The 17,117-nt window shown below is 66.6% G+C and carries 15 protein-coding genes, 1 tRNA gene and 1 pseudogene; 7 read left to right on the top strand and 10 right to left on the bottom strand.

All coding sequences use genetic code 11. The features are described from left to right. Window positions 1-25: 25 nt before the first annotated feature. Window positions 26-715 (bottom strand): DnaA regulatory inactivator HdaA, encoded by a 690-nt coding sequence (gene hdaA, locus MZV50_RS14410; RefSeq protein WP_252629850.1) that lies wholly within the window; start codon window positions 713-715, stop codon window positions 26-28. Between the two features lie 187 nt (window positions 716-902). Then, window positions 903-1,808 (bottom strand): STM4504/CBY_0614 family protein, encoded by a 906-nt coding sequence (locus tag MZV50_RS14405; RefSeq protein ID WP_252629849.1) that lies wholly within the window; start codon window positions 1,806-1,808, stop codon window positions 903-905. A 211-nt stretch (window positions 1,809-2,019) separates the two neighbouring features. On the opposite strand from MZV50_RS14405, the gene MZV50_RS14400 reads away from it, so the two are divergent. Further along, window positions 2,020-2,745: an EcsC family protein gene (locus tag MZV50_RS14400; protein ID WP_252629848.1), complete on the top strand. Its 726-nt coding sequence runs from the start codon at window positions 2,020-2,022 to the stop codon at window positions 2,743-2,745. A 214-nt stretch (window positions 2,746-2,959) separates the two neighbouring features. On the opposite strand, the pseudogene MZV50_RS14395 reads toward MZV50_RS14400, so the two are convergent. The 4 genes and pseudogenes from MZV50_RS14395 to MZV50_RS14380 all read right to left on the bottom strand — a co-directional run. Further along, window positions 2,960-3,318, bottom strand: a pseudogene (locus MZV50_RS14395) (hypothetical protein); the annotation flags it as partial. 181 nt (window positions 3,319-3,499) lie between these two features. Next, complete coding sequence (gene parE / locus MZV50_RS14390) at window positions 3,500-5,608, bottom strand: DNA topoisomerase IV subunit B (RefSeq protein ID WP_252635243.1); 2,109 nt, start codon at window positions 5,606-5,608, stop codon at window positions 3,500-3,502. A gap of 103 nt (window positions 5,609-5,711) precedes the next feature. Further along, on the bottom strand, window positions 5,712-7,064 hold the full coding sequence (locus MZV50_RS14385; protein ID WP_252629847.1) for an amidohydrolase family protein: 1,353 nt from the start codon (window positions 7,062-7,064) through the stop codon (window positions 5,712-5,714). After that, complete coding sequence (locus tag MZV50_RS14380; protein WP_252629846.1) at window positions 7,064-8,515, bottom strand: amidohydrolase; 1,452 nt, start codon at window positions 8,513-8,515, stop codon at window positions 7,064-7,066. The genes MZV50_RS14385 and MZV50_RS14380 overlap by 1 nt, the downstream gene beginning before the upstream one ends. Before the next feature lie 162 nt (window positions 8,516-8,677). On the opposite strand from MZV50_RS14380, the gene MZV50_RS14375 reads away from it, so the two are divergent. Together MZV50_RS14375 and MZV50_RS14370 are read left to right on the top strand one after the other, a co-directional pair. Next, window positions 8,678-9,028 carry a Kazal-type serine protease inhibitor family protein gene (locus tag MZV50_RS14375; RefSeq protein WP_252629845.1) on the top strand — a complete coding sequence of 117 codons (351 nt, stop codon included), beginning with the start codon at window positions 8,678-8,680 and terminating at the stop codon, window positions 9,026-9,028. A 74-nt stretch (window positions 9,029-9,102) separates the two neighbouring features. After that, window positions 9,103-9,492, top strand: a complete 390-nt coding sequence (locus tag MZV50_RS14370; protein ID WP_252629844.1) for a putative quinol monooxygenase — start codon at window positions 9,103-9,105, stop codon at window positions 9,490-9,492. A 61-nt stretch (window positions 9,493-9,553) separates the two neighbouring features. On the opposite strand, the gene MZV50_RS14365 is transcribed toward MZV50_RS14370, so the two are convergent. From MZV50_RS14365 to MZV50_RS14355, 3 genes are all read right to left on the bottom strand, one after another. After that, the gene (locus tag MZV50_RS14365; protein WP_252629843.1) at window positions 9,554-11,734 is read right to left on the bottom strand and encodes a TonB-dependent receptor; all 2,181 of its coding nucleotides are present in this window, start codon (window positions 11,732-11,734) and stop codon (window positions 9,554-9,556) included. Between the two features lie 302 nt (window positions 11,735-12,036). Further along, complete coding sequence (gene glnA, locus MZV50_RS14360) at window positions 12,037-13,446, bottom strand: type I glutamate--ammonia ligase (protein ID WP_252629842.1); 1,410 nt, start codon at window positions 13,444-13,446, stop codon at window positions 12,037-12,039. Window positions 13,447-13,494: 48 nt separating this feature from the next. After that, the gene (locus MZV50_RS14355) at window positions 13,495-13,833 is read right to left on the bottom strand and encodes a P-II family nitrogen regulator (RefSeq protein WP_125158582.1); all 339 of its coding nucleotides are present in this window, start codon (window positions 13,831-13,833) and stop codon (window positions 13,495-13,497) included. 247 nt (window positions 13,834-14,080) lie between these two features. Between MZV50_RS14355 and MZV50_RS14350 the strand changes: the two genes are divergently transcribed. From MZV50_RS14350 to MZV50_RS14335, 4 genes are all read left to right on the top strand, one after another. Continuing rightward, complete coding sequence (locus MZV50_RS14350) at window positions 14,081-14,314, top strand: hypothetical protein (RefSeq protein WP_252629841.1); 234 nt, start codon at window positions 14,081-14,083, stop codon at window positions 14,312-14,314. Continuing rightward, window positions 14,311-14,880: a histidine phosphatase family protein gene (locus MZV50_RS14345; RefSeq protein WP_252629840.1), complete on the top strand. Its 570-nt coding sequence runs from the start codon at window positions 14,311-14,313 to the stop codon at window positions 14,878-14,880. The genes MZV50_RS14350 and MZV50_RS14345 overlap by 4 nt, the downstream gene beginning before the upstream one ends. 9 nt (window positions 14,881-14,889) lie before the next feature. Continuing rightward, window positions 14,890-16,341 (top strand): NAD(P)H-hydrate dehydratase, encoded by a 1,452-nt coding sequence (locus MZV50_RS14340; protein ID WP_252629839.1) that lies wholly within the window; start codon window positions 14,890-14,892, stop codon window positions 16,339-16,341. A 66-nt stretch (window positions 16,342-16,407) separates the two neighbouring features. Continuing rightward, window positions 16,408-16,872: a potassium transporter Kef gene (locus MZV50_RS14335; RefSeq protein WP_252629838.1), complete on the top strand. Its 465-nt coding sequence runs from the start codon at window positions 16,408-16,410 to the stop codon at window positions 16,870-16,872. 2 nt (window positions 16,873-16,874) lie between these two features. Here the strand turns inward: MZV50_RS14335 and MZV50_RS14330 are convergent. Next, a tRNA-Leu gene (locus tag MZV50_RS14330) sits at window positions 16,875-16,957 on the bottom strand. Window positions 16,958-17,117: the final 160 nt, after the last annotated feature.

The following is a 17,117-nucleotide window of genomic DNA, read 5'->3' as shown; positions in this document are numbered from 1 at the left end:
GAAGGGGGCCGCGAGCGCCAACCCGCTACTCCTCGCCCTCGAAGTCCCCCAGCACCTCGCGCGCCAGGGCCTTGGTCAGCTCGCGCCGGCCGTCCTCGGCCGCCTCGGCCAGCAGGGCGGCCGCGGCCTGGGCCTCGGCCGCCGAGCGGGGCAGGCGGGCGATCAGGTAGGGATAGAGGTCGGGTTCCGGGTTCCACCAGGCGGCCGCGAAGGCGCGCTTCAGCACCGCGTGCAGCACCGCGTCGTCGGGTTCGTCGATCTGCGCCACCGACAGGGCGTTCAGCCGCGAGCGCAGGTCGGCCACCGACGTCGCCCAGCCCACCGGCGTCGTCCGGCCGGTCAGCAGCACCGTCCCGCCGTCGACCCCGGCCATGTTGAGGATGTGGAACAGCGTCTCGTCATTGAAGTGGGCGCTGTCCGATCTCCGATCGGCGTCCTCGACCAGCACGGCCCGGCCACGCAGGGCCGCCAGGTCCACGGCCGGCGCCGCCGGATCGGCCGCCTCGACCACTACCGCGCCGGTCGCCTGGGCCCAGCTTCGCGCCAAATGGCTCTTGCCGCACCCGGCCGGCCCGACCAGCGCCAGCCGCCCCTCGGCCCAGTCCGGCCAGGCGTCCACGCGCGCCACCGCCGCCGCATTGCTCGGCGAGACGGCGAAGTCCTCGCGAGCATAGGTCAGCGGCGAAGCCAGCGGCAGTTTGAACTGGGTGGACAAGCCTGGAGCCCGGCGTGGTGAACGTCAGGGTAGGGATATAGGGCGCGTCGGCCGGCGGGGCGAGGTGACGGGCTGGGGATAGTGGGGATAGGAGGGAAGGGGGTGTGGATTGGCCGATTGGAAAGATTGCTATTCGCAGACGGCAAGCCTTCCGCCAGCGAGACCGGAAAGGGAGGGAGGCTGCTGGTTAAGCCAGCGTCGCTTCGCCGATTAGGACAATCTTTGCTGCCGCAAGATGAAGTGCATAGGCGGCGACGTAATCGGGCGTCTCCCTCGGAAGCGCACCTTGCCCGTGAGCACCAGCGTCGTTCCGAACCTTGGGTAGCCCAGTCTTGAGTGTCGCTAATAGCTGTTCAAATGAGGCGTCTAGATATTCAGGCCATAGCTTGTTTGCTTGCAAAATTTTTAGCAATTGTGAGGCTGTTGCTCCCTTCTCATATGTCCAGCCTTTTATATCGCACGCTACTTTGAGTGCGCTTTCAAAGGACTTATTTGCCCAAATGACCGCGTCCTTCGAATTTCCGTCACGATAATGTTTGTGTGCAGTGAGGTACTCTTCCTCTGCGCCGGAAAATCTTCTATCATTTAGTAGATTGAGTGCTGGTTTGACGATTTCCTGATGTATTATCTGTGAGTCAAATCGAATAATATGGTCATTTTCGTACTGATAACCTACGCTTGCGCGGCGTAGACGAAAATTAATCTCTTTGATTGCCTCTTCGGGGGCTTGTGTGGCGCCCGTATGGGTGAGGTCTGGCATAACCTTATCGATTACCCGGCAAAACAATTCAAGTATGCTTAGGCATATGTCAACATCTTCGCAGGAGCGAAAAAATTGAAGAACTTCGTCCGCGTGATTGTAGGCAGGAGATAGTCGATCAACGCCAAGCTCCCGACAAAGTATTCCCCTTATCTCGCTCCACCAATCATTGTTCTGAGGTCCATATGAGTCCCATTGTCCAATTGCATCCACAGCAATTTGGGTGATTTGAGTTCGGAGTTGACCGGGCAACTCGTCATAGACGTAGACCTCGGGCTGACCAGCCCGGTCAGCCACCTGCTTCCGTTGATGATACAGTTCGAAGATCGCCATGGCATGAATATGCCCATTAACGGCTCTCGATTCTATAGCTGGAGCAGAACGCAGTAAAAGCGAATGTTGGTCTGAACCAGTCCATGATTGCTATTTGGGGGCTTGAGGTAGAGGAGGTTGACTGGGGCCGTCAAAGGCTAGCGCGACCCCTCATCCGACCGCCTTCGGCGGTCACCTTCTCCCGCGAGGGGAGAAGGGTTACCTGAGGGGGATGGACCTCTCCCCCGACCTCGTCACCTGGCGCGCCGACCTCACGCGCCCCGCCGGCCCCCTCAACAACCTCGCCCGCGCCACGCAACAGCGGATCAACCGGCTGATCCCCGAGAAGGTCCACGCCGCCATCACCGCCGCCATCGAGGGGATGACGCGGGCGTTGCTGGTCGGGTCGGACTTCGCGACGGGCTCGCCGTTGATCGGCCTGACCCTGGACGAGCGGCGGGCGCGGGCGGCCAAGGCCATCGACGGCTGGAAGAAGGCGGCGGCGGCCGAGGGCGGGGTCACGGGGCTGGGCGGGTTCCTGGCGGCGGCGGCCGACTTCCCGCTGCTGATGAGCTTCAAGATCAAGCTCCTGTTCGAGATCGCCGCGATCTTCGGCCATGACGGGACGGACCTGCCCGAGCGCCTCTATATCCTGCACATCTTCGAGCTGGCGTTTTCAGACGCCCAGCACCGGGCCGGGGTGCTGGCGGCGATGGACGACTGGGACGCGCGCGCCCATCCCCAGCACCTGGACGACTTCGACTGGCGGGCCTTCCAGCAGCAGTACCGCGACCACATCGACCTGGCCAAGCTGGCCCAGTTCCTGCCCGTGGTCGGCGCGCCGCTGGGGGCGATCGTCAACTGGCGGCTGGTCGAGCGGCTGGGCCACACGGCGGTGATGGCGTACCGGCTGCGGGCGGAGCAGGCAGACCTGCAGACGCCGCAGGCCCCCACCTGACCACGCTGCGCGTGGTCGTCCGCCCCCGGAGGGGGCGGAAGGTGATCCGTCTTCCCCCTCCGGGGGAGGAGCGCCGTAGGCGCGGAGGGGGCGAGTAGGGGGATTGGAACGCCTGTATCCTCGGAATTCGCGAGATCGAAGCCAGCAAAATCAAGCGCTTGTCGATTTTAGACGTTGCTGAATGATCCGCGCTCAAAACCACCCGCACAATGATGCCACCTCGTCGCGAGGAAAGGGCGCGTGGCCAGCGACCATCGTGGCGGCGGGGGGCGATCGAGCGGGGACAGGTCCGAGGGGGATACTCGGACGGTCCGGGGCTGGGCTTGCTGGGCTCACCCGCCCGTCGTCGGCGTGGTTGGAGGCAAAAGGGTCTGTCCTGATCAGTATTGATCCGCCCTCTTCGACCTTCGGGGCTTTCTGGAAACGGAAGGACCCGGGTCCCGGTAAGGCCTCAACAGGGCCACCTGACGGGACGCTGGCGGATAACGGTCGCGCGGAGCGTCTGGCTTCGTCGAAACGGTAATCTATCCAAATCCTCCGGACGAACGTCCGGCGCTCCGCGTCCCTTTCCATCACTTCAGCGGCTGAACCGCGTGAGGGGGGCGGAGCTGTTTCTGAGCGCCCCTTCCGTCTCGTCGCGTATCCGCGCCGATCCACCTCCCCGCGGGCGGGGGAGGATGGGGTTTCTCCTCACCCGTGAAGCGGGGGAGGTGGCGCGCGGCGAAGCCTCGTGACGGAGGGGGCGCTTCGTCGACTACAGATCCAGGTCCGCCGCCGCGAACTCGGCGTTTTCCTGGATGAAGCGGAAGCGCAGTTCGGGCTTGCGGCCCATCAGGGTCTCGACCAGTTCCTCGACGCTCTCCTCGTGGCGCGGCAGGGTCACGCGGGCCAGGGTGCGCTTCCTGGGATCCATGGTGGTCTCCTTCAACTGGGAGGCCATCATCTCGCCCAGGCCCTTGAAGCGGCCGATCTCGGGCTTCTTGCCCTTGAACACCGTGGCCAAGAGCTCGTCCTTGTGGGCGTCGTCGCGGGCGTACTCGCTCTTGCCGCCGTGGGCGATGCGGTACAGCGGCGGCAGGGCCAGGAACAGGTGCCCCTGGCGGATCACGTCCGGCATGGTGCGATAGAAGAAGGTGATCAGCAGGGACGCGATGTGGGCGCCGTCGACGTCGGCGTCGGTCATGATGATGATCCGCTCGTAGCGCAGATCCTCTTCCTTGTACTTGCTGCCGCCCTGAGCCCCCAGGGCCAGCATCAGGTCGCTGAGCTCCTTGTTGGCGGTAAACTTCTCGCCGCTGGCCGAGGCCACGTTGAGGATCTTGCCGCGCAGGGGCAGGATGGCCTGGTACTTGCGGTCGCGGGCCTGCTTGGCCGAGCCGCCGGCCGAGTCGCCTTCGACGATGAACAGCTCGGCGCCGTCGACCGCCCCGCCGGCGCAGTCGGCCAGCTTGCCGGGCAGGCGCAGCTTGCGGGTCGCCGAAGCCCGGGAGACTTCCTTGTCCTTGCGGCGCTTCAGGCGCTCCTCGGCCCGCTCGATGACGAATTCCAGCAGGGCCTGGGCGTTCTTGGGGCTGGAGGTCAGCCACAGGTCGAACGGGTCGCGCAGGGCCGCCTCGACGAAGCGCTGGGCCTCGGTCGTCGACAGCTTCTCCTTGGTCTGGCCCTGGAATTCCGGGTTCTTGATGAACACCGAGATCAGGGCCCCGGCCTGGGCGACGACGTCGTCGGCGGTGATGATCGTGCCGCGCTTCTCGCCCTTGAGGTCGGCGTAAGCCTTCAGACCTCTGGTCAGGGCGGCGCGGAAGCCGCTCTCGTGGGTGCCGCCTTCGGGGGTGGGGACGGTGTTGCAGTACGACTGCATGAAGCCGTCGTGCTCGCCGAAGCCCTGGGGCGTCCAGCTGACGGCCCACTCGACGGCGCCGGCTTCGCCCTGGCGCTCGATGCGGCCCGAGAAGCTCTCGGGGGTGACGGTGTTCAGCCCCTTGGTGCGCTCGGCCAGGAAGTCGGCCAGGCCGTTGGGGAAGTGGAAGACGGCTTCCGGCGGGGTCTGGTCATGGATCCGCGAGGGATCGCAGGACCATTTGATCTGCACGCCGCGGAACAGATAGGCCTTGGAGCGGGCCATGCGGTAGAGGCGAGCGGGCTTGAAATTGGTCCCTTCGCCGAAGATCTCGTCGTCGGGCTTGAAGCGCACCATGGTGCCCTTCTTCTTCGACGGGGCGACCTGCTGGATCGGGCCCAGCGGCTTGCCGCGCGAGAACACCTGCAGGTGCTCGAAGCCGTCGCGCCAGACGGTGACCTCGACGCGTTCGGACAGGGCGTTGACGACCGAGGCGCCGACGCCGTGCAGGCCGCCCGAGGTCTCATAGGCCTTGCCCGTGAACTTACCGCCGGCGTGCAGGACGGTCATGATGACCTCCAGCGCCGACTTGCCGGGATACTTGGGGTGCGGGTCCACGGGCATGCCGCGGCCGTCGTCCTTGACCGACAGGAAGCCGTCGGCGTCCAGCTTGACCTCGATGGTCTTGGCGAAGCCGGCCACGGCCTCGTCCATCGAGTTGTCGAGGACTTCGGCGAACAGGTGGTGCAGCGCCCGCTCGTCGGTGCCGCCGATGTACATGCCGGGCCGCTTGCGGACGGGCTCCAGCCCTTCCAGCACCTCGATGTCGGCGGCCGAGTACTCGCCGGGCGCCGACGCCTTCGAGGGCGGCGGGGGCGGGGCGGCTTTGGACGGCGGCGGAGGCGGGATTGGACGCGGGGGCGCCTCGGCGTGTGGCTCCACGCCGCCCCGGAGCGGCGCGGCGGGGACGGGCGCCAGGGCGTCGTCGTCGAACAGGGAAGGAAGCTTATCGGAGGACATCAGCGGAAATCTAAGCGATTCGAGCGGGAGCGCTCGTATGAGCCCGTCGGCTTCCCCTGAAAAGCGAAATCCGCCCCCAGCTGATGCCGGGAGCGGATCGTCACGCTCAACGATAGGCCGGCGGGTAGCCGCTGCCGTCGGTGGCGGCGTAGCGGTCGCGCAACTGGGTCTGGCGGCTGTCCTGCGGCTGCTCGACGCCGCCGACGAAGACGTTCAGCGGCCAGCTGGTCGTCTCCAGAGGATCGCCGTTCCAGACCACGACGTCGGCGAGCTTGCCCACATCCAGCGAGCCGATCTTGCCGTCCTGGCCCCAGATCCTGGCCGGGGTCAGGGTGACCGAGGCCAGGCCGGCCGCGTAGGGCAGGCCGTTGGCGACCGCCAGACCGGCGTTCAGCCGCTCCTGGCGCAGATTGTTGAAGTCCCGCGCCCCATTGATCGCCACCGTGACCCCGGCGGCGTTCAGGCGGGCGGCGTTGTCCAGCCGCGAGGCCAGGGTCTCGAAGCTGTCGGGCAGGTCGGCCTGCGGATCGACGATGACGGGCGCGCCGGCCTTGGCGATCTCGGCGGCGACCAGCCAGCCTTCCTCGACGCCTTCCAGGACGACGCGGATCTTCTCCTCGGCCGCCAGCTTCAGGGCCTGGCGGATGTCGGCGGCGCGGGAGACGCGGATCAGCAGCGGCGTCTTGCCCTGCACGACCGGGATCAAGGCCTGCAGATCCAGGCGCGAAAGGCCGAAGTCGCGGGTGGCGCCTTGCTCGAAGGCCGCGCGGCGGCTGGCGAAGGCGCGGGCGTCCTCCAGGGCCGAGCGGATCAGGACGAGGTCGGCGCCGCGCGAACCGCCGGCGGCCCGGGCCCCGCTTTCGCCCAGCGAGACGGTGACGGCCAGCTTGGAGGCCTCGACGATGTCGGGGGCGCCGGCCTTCAGGCGGATGAACGCGGCCTGGCCGCCGAACAGCGGCGGATCGCCCGCGCCGTCCTTGCCAGCGGTCATCTCCTCGACAACGCCGTCGTCGGCATGCTCGTGAGCGCCGCCGCCGGTTCCCGACAGGACGGGGGTGACGGCTGAGCTGGTGATCCCGCCGTCGCGGGCCAAGCCGATCATCGGCGAGGCCGGATTGACGCTGTAGCTTATGTCGAAGGCGGCGCTGAGGGCGCTGCCGGTGCCGTCGTCGCGGGTCTCGCGCACCCCGCCGATCTCGGAGGCCGACAGGTTCGAGGCCGGGGCGACCAGGCCGGGGGTGACGACCCCGCCCTTGGCGTCGATCACCTTGGCGCCGGCCGGAACGGCCACGCCGGCGCCGACGGCGGCGATCTTGCCGTCCGTGATGACCAGCACGCCGTTCGGGATGGCGGCGGACGAGACCGGCTCGATCCGGGCGTTGACGATGGCCACGGTCTGGGCGGCGGCGGGAAGAGCCAGGGCGCAGGCTGCGCCGGCGAGAAGAAGGGACCGGATCATCAGTTGAACGCTCCCTGGCCGGGCTGGCCGAGTTCGAAATCGGACTTGGGCTGGAACCGCTTGTCCTGGCGGTCATAGATCAGCGCGCCGTCGATGAAGACCTTGTCGGCCTGGGCGTAGACGCTGAACGGATCGCGGCTCCAGACCACCAGGTCGGCGGCCTTGCCGGGCTCGAGGCTGCCGGTCTTGTCGCCGATGCCCATGGCCTTGGCCGGGTTGGCGGTGATCCACTTGATCGCCTCGGCCCGGCTGATGCCGTAGCCCAGCCTGTTGCCGGCGGTCATGGCGATGGCGGCCTCCTGGTTGAGCCGCTGGGTCATGATCGGGTCGTCGGAGTGGATGACGACACAGGCGCCGGCCTTCCAGAGGATGGCGGCGTTAGCGTCGATGCCGTCCAGGCTCTCCATCTTGAAGCCGGTCCACGACGCCCAGGTCGCCGAGCAGATGCCTTCCTTCGCGAGGAGGGGGGCGATCTTGTAGCTCTCCACCGCGTGATGGAACATCGTGACCTTGTAGCCGAACTCCTTGGCGATATCGATCATCACCGCTTCCTCATCGGCGCGGTAGCAGTGGTTCTGAACCAGGATCTCGCCCTTCAGCACGCCGGCCAGGGTCTCCAGCTGCAGGTCGCGCTTGGGGGCGTCGCCCTTCTCGCCCTTCTGCTGCTTGGCGCGATAGTCGTCCCACTTGCGGGCATAGTCGGCCGCGTCGATCCAGGCCTTGCGGTAGCCGAACACGTTGCCCATCGCCGTCGAGGGCGAGCGGCTCTTGCCGCCATAGACCCGCTTGGGGTTCTCACCGCAGGCCATCTTCAGGCCGTAGGGGGCGCCCGGGAACTTCATGCCCTGCATGGTCAGGGCCGGCACGTTCTTCAGCGTCACCGAGCGGCCGCCGAACAGATTGGCCGAGCCGGGGAGGATCTGTAGCGTCGTGACGCCGCCGGCGCGGGCCCGGTTGAAGCCGGGGTCCTGCGGCCAGACCGAGTGCTCCGCCCAGACCTGGGCGGTGTTCGGATCGGTGGCCTCGTTGCCGTCCGAGCGGGCCTGGACGCCGGGCGAGGGATAGACGCCCAGGTGGCTGTGGGCGTCGATGATGCCAGGGGTGATCCACTTGCCCTTGGCGTCGATCACGGCGACATCTGCCGGGATCGGGGTGTCTGGACCGCCGACGGCGCTGATCTTGCCGCCCGAGACGAAGACGACACCGTTGTCGATCTGCTGGCCGGTGGCCGTCAGCACCGTGGCGCCGATGAAGACGGTCGGGCGCGAGGGCAGGGGCTGATAGGTCGACGGGAAGCCTGTCGAGGCCTGGCCGTCCAGGCCCTTGGGCAGCGGCTTGGCCTCGGCCTTGTCCGCCGGCTTGGACGGCGCTGTGGTTCCGGTCGTCGCGCAGGCCGATAGGCCTAGCGCTAGCAGGCTCGTGGCCATCGCCACCGAACGCCATCTGATCATGAAAAACCCCGACTCTCCCAGAGGCGGGAAGGACAGACGAAAAGAACCTCGTTATCAAGTCGAACAGCGCCCACGGGACGCATTCGCCAGCAAATTCATTGCGCGGCGCCCCGGTGGCGGTTCGCGCGTTCAATCCACCGGCTGGTCTATCGGAGGTCGTCCATGCGCCGTCTGCTCGCCTGTCTCGCCATGATCGTGCTGACCGCCTGCACGGCGCCGGCGACGCCTGGGCCGGGCGCGCCGCCGGCCCAGTCGCCCCGGACGCCGGTGGCCGAGGGTGGCATGTGCGGCGGCTTCGCCGGCTTCCAGTGCCAGGCGGGCCTGACCTGCCAGATGGAGACCGGCCACTGCAAGACGATCGCCGACGCGGCGGGGACTTGCCGCAAAAAGCCGGATGTCTGCCCGATGATCTACGCGCCGGTCTGCGGCTGTGACGGCAAGACCTATGGCAACGCCTGCCAGGCGGCGGGAGCGGGCGTCAGCGTCGCCTCCACCGGCGCGTGCAAGCCCTAGCGCCAAGCCGAGGACGGATGCTGACAGGATCAGGCCCGTCCCGGTCGACACTGGCGCTCAATGGGGAGACAGCCATGACCGAAATCGTTCGACGCGGCGTGCTGACCGGCGGCCTCGCGGTTGCCGCGCTGTCGTTCGCCGCCCAAGCTCAGGAGAAGACGCCCATGTACGGACTGATCGGACAGATGCTGGCCGCGCCCGGCAAGCGGGACGACCTGCTGGCCATCCTGGGCGAGAGCACCGGCGACATGCCCGGCTGCCTCAGCTACGTGATCGCCAAGGACCCGGCCAACGCCGACGCGCTGTGGATCACCGAGGTCTGGACGGACAAGGACGCCCACGCCGCGTCTCTGAAGCTGCCGGCGGTGCAGGCCGCCATCGCCAAGGCTCGGCCGATCATCGCCGGCTTCCCCCAGCACTTCGACACCATCCCGGTTACCGGCCACGGGCTGGCTAAGCCCTAAGCCCAAACAGAAAAGGCCGCGGATCGCTCCGCGGCCTTCCTGTCTGCAAAACCCGAAGGTCCTAGAAGCGCGCGTCCACCGAGACGCCGATGACACGCGGTTCGTTGACGAACGCGGTCAGGTTGTTGAAGTCGATTGCGCCCTTGATGTTGCTCTCGTTGGTGATGTTGCGAGCAAAGGCCGCGACTTCCCAGCCGCCTTCCTTGTTGGCGTAGCCCAGCTTCAGGCCGCCCTCGAAGTCGCCCTTCGTGTAGAACTCCTTCGATTGGTACAGGAAGATGTTCGTGTAGCCCTGGACCTTCCAGTCGGTGAAGGCGAACAGCTCGCCCGAGGCCACCGGGTAGGCATAGCGGGCGGTGAAGTCGAAGGTGTACTTCGGGGCGTTCGGGAACGGATTGCCGTTCACCAAGGCCTGGCCGGCGGCGTTCAGCGGATCGGTGACGGTGCAGGCGGCGCAGGTCGCGACGGCCAGCGTGCTATCCTTGATCTTGGTGTGGGCGTAGCTGTAGCCGGCCGTGACGACGAAGTTCGGGGTGATCACGAACTCGCTGTCCAGTTCCAGGCCGTAGGCCTCGCCCTTCTTGGCGTTGATCAGGCGGTTGGAGTTGCTGCCGCCGCCGACGGCGCTGAACTGCGGGTCGTCGATGGTGTAGGCGAAGACCGCGCCGTTCAGACGGACGCGGCGGTCCATCAGTTCGCTCTTCAGACCCAGCTCATAGGACATGATCGTTTCCGACTTCGCCGACGAGGCCGGCGAGCCGAAGGCGATGTCGCGGCCCTGGATCGACGGGCCGCGGAAGCCCGAGGCGACCTTGGCGTAGACGCTGACGTCCTCGTCGATCTTGTAGAAGGCCGACAGGTCCCAGCTGACCTGCGAGTCCGACACCGAGACCGACGGAGCCGGGTTCGGGCCCGAGACGACGTTCATGTCCTTGTCGTCGTCGGTGTAGCGCAGGCCGCCGGTCAGGGTCAGCTGATCGTTGACCGCGTAGGAGGCCTGGCCGAACACCGCCCAGGCCTTGTTCTTCTGGCGCAGGGTGGTGGCGGGCATGAAGAACGGGTCGGTGCGGATGTCGTACTTGGTGTCGAAGTAGAAGCCGCCGACCTGCCAGCTCAGCGGGCCGTCGGTGTCGCTGGCCAGGCGCACTTCCTGCGTCCACTGGAACAGGTTCTTGATGCCGTCCTGGGTGTTGGACTGGAACGGGATGAAGCCGGGACCGGTCGGGTTGCCGCCATCGATGTCGCCCAGGCTGTAGCCGTGGGTGTTCTCGTAGGCGGTGATCGAGGTCAGCTTGGCGCCGTCGAAGTCGTACTCGATGTTGGCCGACGCGCCGTAGCCCTTGTACTTCTGCGGGTTGTTGGCGGTGTTGTCGTAGGCGACCTTGTCGCGGTCGTAGTTGCTGTTGAGCTTGTTGGAGCCCTTGGTCAGCACGTTGGCGCGGAACACCGCGGCCGTGCCGTCCAGGTCGCGGCCGTGGACGTTGAACAGGGCCGACAGCTTCTCGGTCGGAGTGAATAGCAGCTGCAGGCGGGCGGCCTTTTCATTGAATCCGCCCAGCGCGTTGTTTTCCTTGGTGTAGGTATTGTCGATCCAGTCGTTGCGGTGCTGGTACAGCACCGAGGCGCGCGCCGCGACCTTGCCCGGGACCAGGGCGCCGCCGACGCCGCCGTCGAAGGTGAAGGTGCCGAACGAACCGTACGACGCCGCGAGACGGCCCTTGAGCTCCTCGCTCGGCTTGACCGTGTCGAACTTGACGATGCCGGCCGTGGTGTTGCGGCCGAACAGGGTGCCTTGCGGGCCGCGCAGGACTTCGACGTGGTCGAGGTCGTAGATCGGCGAGCTCTTCAGCACGACGTTCTCGAGGACGACTTCGTCCTGGATGATCGACACCGGCTGCGAGGCGGCCAGGTCGAAGTCGGCGTTGCCCAGGCCGCGGATGTAGAAGCGCGGGGCGGCGCGGCCGTTCGAGGACTCGGCGTAAAGGCCCGGCGCCTTGGCCGACAGGGCCAGGATGTCGTCGCCGGCGGCGAAGGTCGCCTGCAGCTTCTCGCCGCCGATGGCCGCCACCGATACGGGCACGTCCTGCAGATTTTCACTGCGCTTCTGGGCGGTGATGATCACCTCGCCGACCTTGGTGTCCTGGGCGAAGGCGGCCGGCGCTGCGGCCAGGGCCGAGGCGAGGGCGGCGGCGCCGCAAGACACGGTCAAGGCGTGACGAAGGGAGCGGTTGATCTTGGGCATGGAGAGAGATCCTGTTGTGATCTGGCCCCGCGCCGCCGTCTCTGGATGGGGCGTTTCGCGGGCGATTCCGTTTGCGCTGCGATAGGCCAAGTCTCGGCTCGCCGGATATCTCCCGCCATGCGATTTCAGCCCGAAAAGAGCGATTGCGGCGGTTATGTTGCGAAGTTGCGACATTTTTGTTCAGTCGCTGCCCATAAGTAATAAGTCATTCCCAAGCTTTGCGCCTGCTGTTGTTGTGCGGCGCAACGAAAAAGGGCCGGAGATCGCTCTCCGGCCCTTCGTTCGTCCTAACGCTTACGCGATCAGCACTTGTAGTACATGTCGAACTCGACAGGGTGCGGGTGCAGTTGCAGGCGCATCACTTCTTCCATCTTCAGCTCAATGTAGCTGTCGATGAAATCGTCGTCCATGACGCCGCCGGCCTTCAGGAAGGCGCGGTCCTTGTCCAGGCTTTCCAGGGCTTCGCGCAGCGAGCCGCAGACTTCCGGGATCTTCTTCTGCTCGCGGGGCGGCAGGTCGTACAGGTTCTTGTCGGCCGGCGCGCCCGGGTCGATCTTGTTGATGATGCCGTCCAGGCCGGCCATCAGCAGGGCGACGAAGGTCAGGTACGGATTGCCCATCGGATCGGGGAAGCGAGCTTCCAGGCGCTTGGCCTTCGGCGAGTCGACGTGCGGGATGCGGATCGAGGCCGAGCGGTTACGCGAGCTGTAGGCCAGCTTCACCGGGGCTTCGTAGCCGGGCACCAGGCGCTTGTACGAGTTCGTCGTCGAGTTCGAGAACGCGTTGATGGCCTTGGCGTGCTTGATGATGCCGCCGATGTACCACAGGCATTCCTGCGACAGGCCAGCGTACTTGTCGCCGGCGAACAGCGGCTTGCCGTCCTGCCAGATCGACTGGTGCACGTGCATGCCCGAGCCGTTGTCGGCGAACATCGGCTTGGCCATGAAGGTGGCCGTCTTGCCGTAGGCGGCCGCGACGTTGTGGATGACGTACTTATAGAGCTGCATCCGGTCGGCCATGGTGACCATGGTGTCGAACTTCAAGCCGAGTTCGTGCTGGGCCGGGGCCACTTCGTGGTGGTGCTTTTCCGGCTTCATGCCCAGCTCGCCCATGACGGCCAGCATTTCGCCGCGCAGGTCCTGGCAGCTGTCGACCGGGTTCACCGGGAAGTAGCCGCCCTTGGGGCCCGGACGGTGACCCATGTTACCTTCCGGATATTCCTTGGCCGAGTTCACCGGCAGTTCGGTGGAGTCGTACGAGTAGCCGGTGTTGTTCGGCGAGGTCGACCAGCGCACATCGTCGAAGATGAAGAACTCGGCTTCCGGGCCGAAGTAGACGGTGTCGCCCACGCCCGCCGACTTCACGTAGTTCAGCGCGGCCTTGGCGATCGAGCGCGGGTCGCGGTTGTAGGGGGTGCCGCTGTCGGGGTTCACGACGTCGCAGAACAAGGCCAGCGTGGTCTGCTGGTAGAACGGGTCGATGATGGCGCTGTCCAGGTCCGGACGCAGCTTCATGTCCGACTCGTTGATGGCCTTCCAGCCGGCGATCGACGAGCCGTCGAACATCGTGCCGTCGTTCAGGAAGTCGTCGTCGACCAGATCGATGTCGAACGTGACGTGCTGCATCTTGCCGCGCAGGTCGGTGAAGCGGACGTCGACGTACTTGACGTCCTTTTCCTTGATCAGGTTCAGGATATCCTTGGCGGTGGTCATTCCGTATCCCCTTTGTAGAACTCTCGTAAGTATTGACGGTCCAGACGCCTAGACGGCGGCCGGGCCGCTTTCTCCGGTTCGGATGCGGATCACTTCCGCGATGTCCGAGACGAAAATTTTGCCGTCGCCGATGCGGCCCGTACGGGCGGCGCGGGTGATGGCTTCCAGCGCGGGTTCCAGCTGGCTGTCCTCGACGACCACCTCCACCTTGATCTTGGGGAGGAAGTCCACGACGTACTCGGCGCCGCGATAGAGTTCGGTATGGCCCTTCTGACGGCCATAGCCCTTGGCCTCGAGCACGGTCATGCCCTGGACGCCCATGTCCTGCAGGGCCTCCTTCACCTCATCCAGCTTGAACGGCTTGATGACGGCTTCGATCTTCTTCATCGGTTCCACTCGGGCCCGTCGGCGGCGAACCGCCTTCACTGAGCGCGCAACCATCACGCCGCCCCGAGCGCCGCAAGCGAGCGCCCGTGACAAACATGACCGATCGATTGAGTTGCAGGCATGTGATCAAGAATTGCGCATATGGCGCCGATGAAGTGTGCATTTTCGGAATGGCTGCCAAATGGCCTTGCGATGCATCGTTTGGCGCCTACGATTGCGGAAAACGTTCGTTTGAACGGGGGTGGAATTGCGCAACGACACGTTGGCCCGGGGCGCTGGAGCTCAATTCGCGTATCGAGAAGATGGCGGAAATTCGCCATCTCAGCCGGAATTGCTGAAAGTTGCGGCGGAACGCGCGGGTCTTGATGCGGGCTGCAAAGGGTCGGTTCTTGCCGATCTGGGCGCTTTTCCGATCGTGGCGTTCGATGTCGGCGCGGGTGGCGATGAACGCGGCCTTCGCATCGGGTATCGGGCGCCATGATCCGCGTGCACGTCATCCGTCACGGCCGTCCGGCCTCGACCTGGGGCGACGCCGACGGGGATCCCGGCCTGGACGAGGCGGGCCTGGCGCAGGCGGTGGCCGTCGCCAAGGAAATCCTGGCGCTGCCCGAGGCGCAGCGACCGACGCGCGTCGTGTCCTCGCCCTTGCGTCGCTGCCGCGAGACGGCGGCGCCGCTGGCCGCCGCCCTGGGCGTCGAGATCATCGTCGATCCGCGCGTCGGCGAGATTCCCACCCCGGCGGCGCTCAGCCATGAGGAGCGGCCGGCCTGGCTGCGTCGGGCGTTCGAAGGGCGCTGGGACGAGATCGTCGGCGACCTGAACTATGTCGCGTGGACGAAGAGTGTGGCCCAAGCCGTGCGCGCGCATGGGGGCGCGGCCGTGTTCAGCCATTTCGTGGCGCTGAACGCGGCGGTCTCGGCGGCGACGGGCGGCGCCGAGGTGATGGCCTTTCGACCTGACCATTGTTCGCGCACCGTTTTCGACATCGACGGCGACCGCTTGATCCTGATCGAGAAAGGGCGCGAAGCTCGAAGCCAGGTCCTTTAAGGAGTCGGCGTGCCGCGAGAGATACTGTCCGTCGCCGAGATGGTCGCGGCCGACCGCGCCGCCGTCGCGGGGGGAACACCGACGGCGGTCCTGATGGAGCGGGCCGGCGAGGCCGTGGCCCAGGCCGTCCGCGCGCGCTACGCCCGTCGCCCGGTGGTGATCTGGTGCGGTCCCGGCGACAACGGCGGTGACGGCTATGTCGCCGCGCGCCATCTGCGCCGGCGCGGCTGGCAGGTGGTGGTCGAGGTGGCCTATCCCCCATCCACCGACGCCGCCCGCCGGGCCGCTTCGCGCTGGAAGGGCGAAACCCGACCATTGTCGACGGAGCTGGCGGCCGGCGCTCTTTATATAGACGCGCTGTTCGGCGCGGGTCTGTCACGTCCGCTCGAGGGCGAGGTCGCGCGGCTGGCGCGGCTGTGCCGCGAGCAGCCGCTGGCCATCGTCGCGGTCGATACGCCTTCGGGCCTTCACGGCGATACTGGTCGACCCTTGGGCGAGGCGGCTTTCCACGCAGACCTGACGGTGACCTTCCACCGCCGCAAGCGCGCCCATGTGCTGGTCGAGGGACGCAAGGCCTGCGGCGAGATCGTCGTCGCCGACATCGGCCTGCGGTCCGTCCAGGACGTGGACCTGTTCGAGAACGATCCCAGGCTCTGGGAGCGGCGCTTTCCCTGGCCGGCGCTGGACGCCCACAAGCATACGCGGGGTCGGTTGAAGGTCGTCAGCGGCGAGGCCTGGAACACCGGGGCGGCGCGGCTGTCGGCGCGTGGCGGCCTACGCATCGGCGCCGGCGCGGTGACCCTGCTGTCGCCGCCCAGCGCCCTGGCGGTGAACGCGGCCCATCTCGAAGCGGTGATGCTGGCGCCGTTCGAGACGGACGCCGACCTGGAGAGCGCGGGCGAGCAGGCCGATGCGGTGATCATCGGTCCGGCGGCCGGGGTAGGGGAGGTCACGGCCCGCAATCTGGCGGCCCTGGCCCGCACCGGCGCGGCGCTCGTGGTCGACGCCGACGCCCTGACCAGCTTCCGGCGCGATCCCGAGGAACTGTTCGCCTGCCTTGATCGCGACGATGTGCTGACGCCGCATCCCGGTGAATTCGAGCGGATCTTTCCGGGCCTGTTGGCCGGCTCTCCCGAGCGGATCGCGGCGGCGCGGGAGGCGGCGAGCCAAGCCGGAGCCGTGGTGCTGCTCAAGGGCGCCGACACCGTAGTCGCCGCGCCGGATGGCCGGGCGGCCGTCTCGCTGAACGGGACGCCCTGGCTGGCCACCGCTGGATCGGGCGACGTGCTGGCCGGATTCATCGGGGGCCTGATCGCCCAGGGCATGGAGAGCTTCGAGGCGGCCTGCGCGGGCGCTTGGATCCATGCTGAGTGCGGCGCCCGTCACGGCCCTGGATTGATCGCCGAGGATCTGCCGGGACTGGCTCCGGCCGCTCTGGCCGAGCTCTACCGCCGCCGTTGACTTGCCCGTCTCGCTTCGGCCGCGATTTTCGCCGAAACCTCGCCACGCGAGGACGAGAGGTCGCCGATGAACATCACCGAAGGGCTGTGCTTGGCGCTGGTGGTCAGCTGTTTCGCGGTGCTGATTCACTACGAAGCGCTGCGGGTGATATCGACGTCGCTGATCGATCGCCCCGGGGTTTCTAGGCTTCGGGTGTTGGCGGTGATCTTCGGCGTGCTGGCGGCTCACGCGCTGGAGGCCGGTCTTTTCGCCATCGGCTTCTGGCTGGGCGCTGAAGTTCTGCACTTCGGACGGTTCGTCGGCCGGGCCCCGACGGACGTCTTCCAGTATTATTCGTTCGCGCTGGAAACCTACACCACCCAAAGCGTGGGCGACCTCTACCCGGTTGGCGGTCTGCGCCTCTTGGCGAGCTTGGAGCCGCTGGTGGGGCTGATCCTGATCGGCTGGTCGACTTCGTTGACCTTCATGGTCATGGCGCGCGACTGGCGGGCCAGGATCGCTTCCGAAGCTCCGGTCGCCAATGGTCGATGATGTGGTGCGGCTAGAGGGACTCGAACCCCCACGGTCTCCCGGCGGTACCTAAAACCGCTGCGTCTACCAATTCCGCCATAACCGCGCGGCAGTCGATCTAGCGCGACCCGCCGCGATTATCCAGACGCCTGATGAGTTTTCTCGCCGCCGCTCTTGGATGCTCGTGCACGTCGTGACATAAGGGCGCTCTTTCGCCGCCCCCGGCTTTCGCGGGCGGCGTCGATCTTTTGGACCCCAGGGCGGAG

Source organism: Caulobacter segnis (assembly GCF_023935105.1).
GTDB lineage: Bacteria > Pseudomonadota > Alphaproteobacteria > Caulobacterales > Caulobacteraceae > Caulobacter > Caulobacter segnis_B.
Note: the sequence above shows the minus strand (reverse complement) of the source record. Positions and strands in the feature narration are given on the sequence as shown.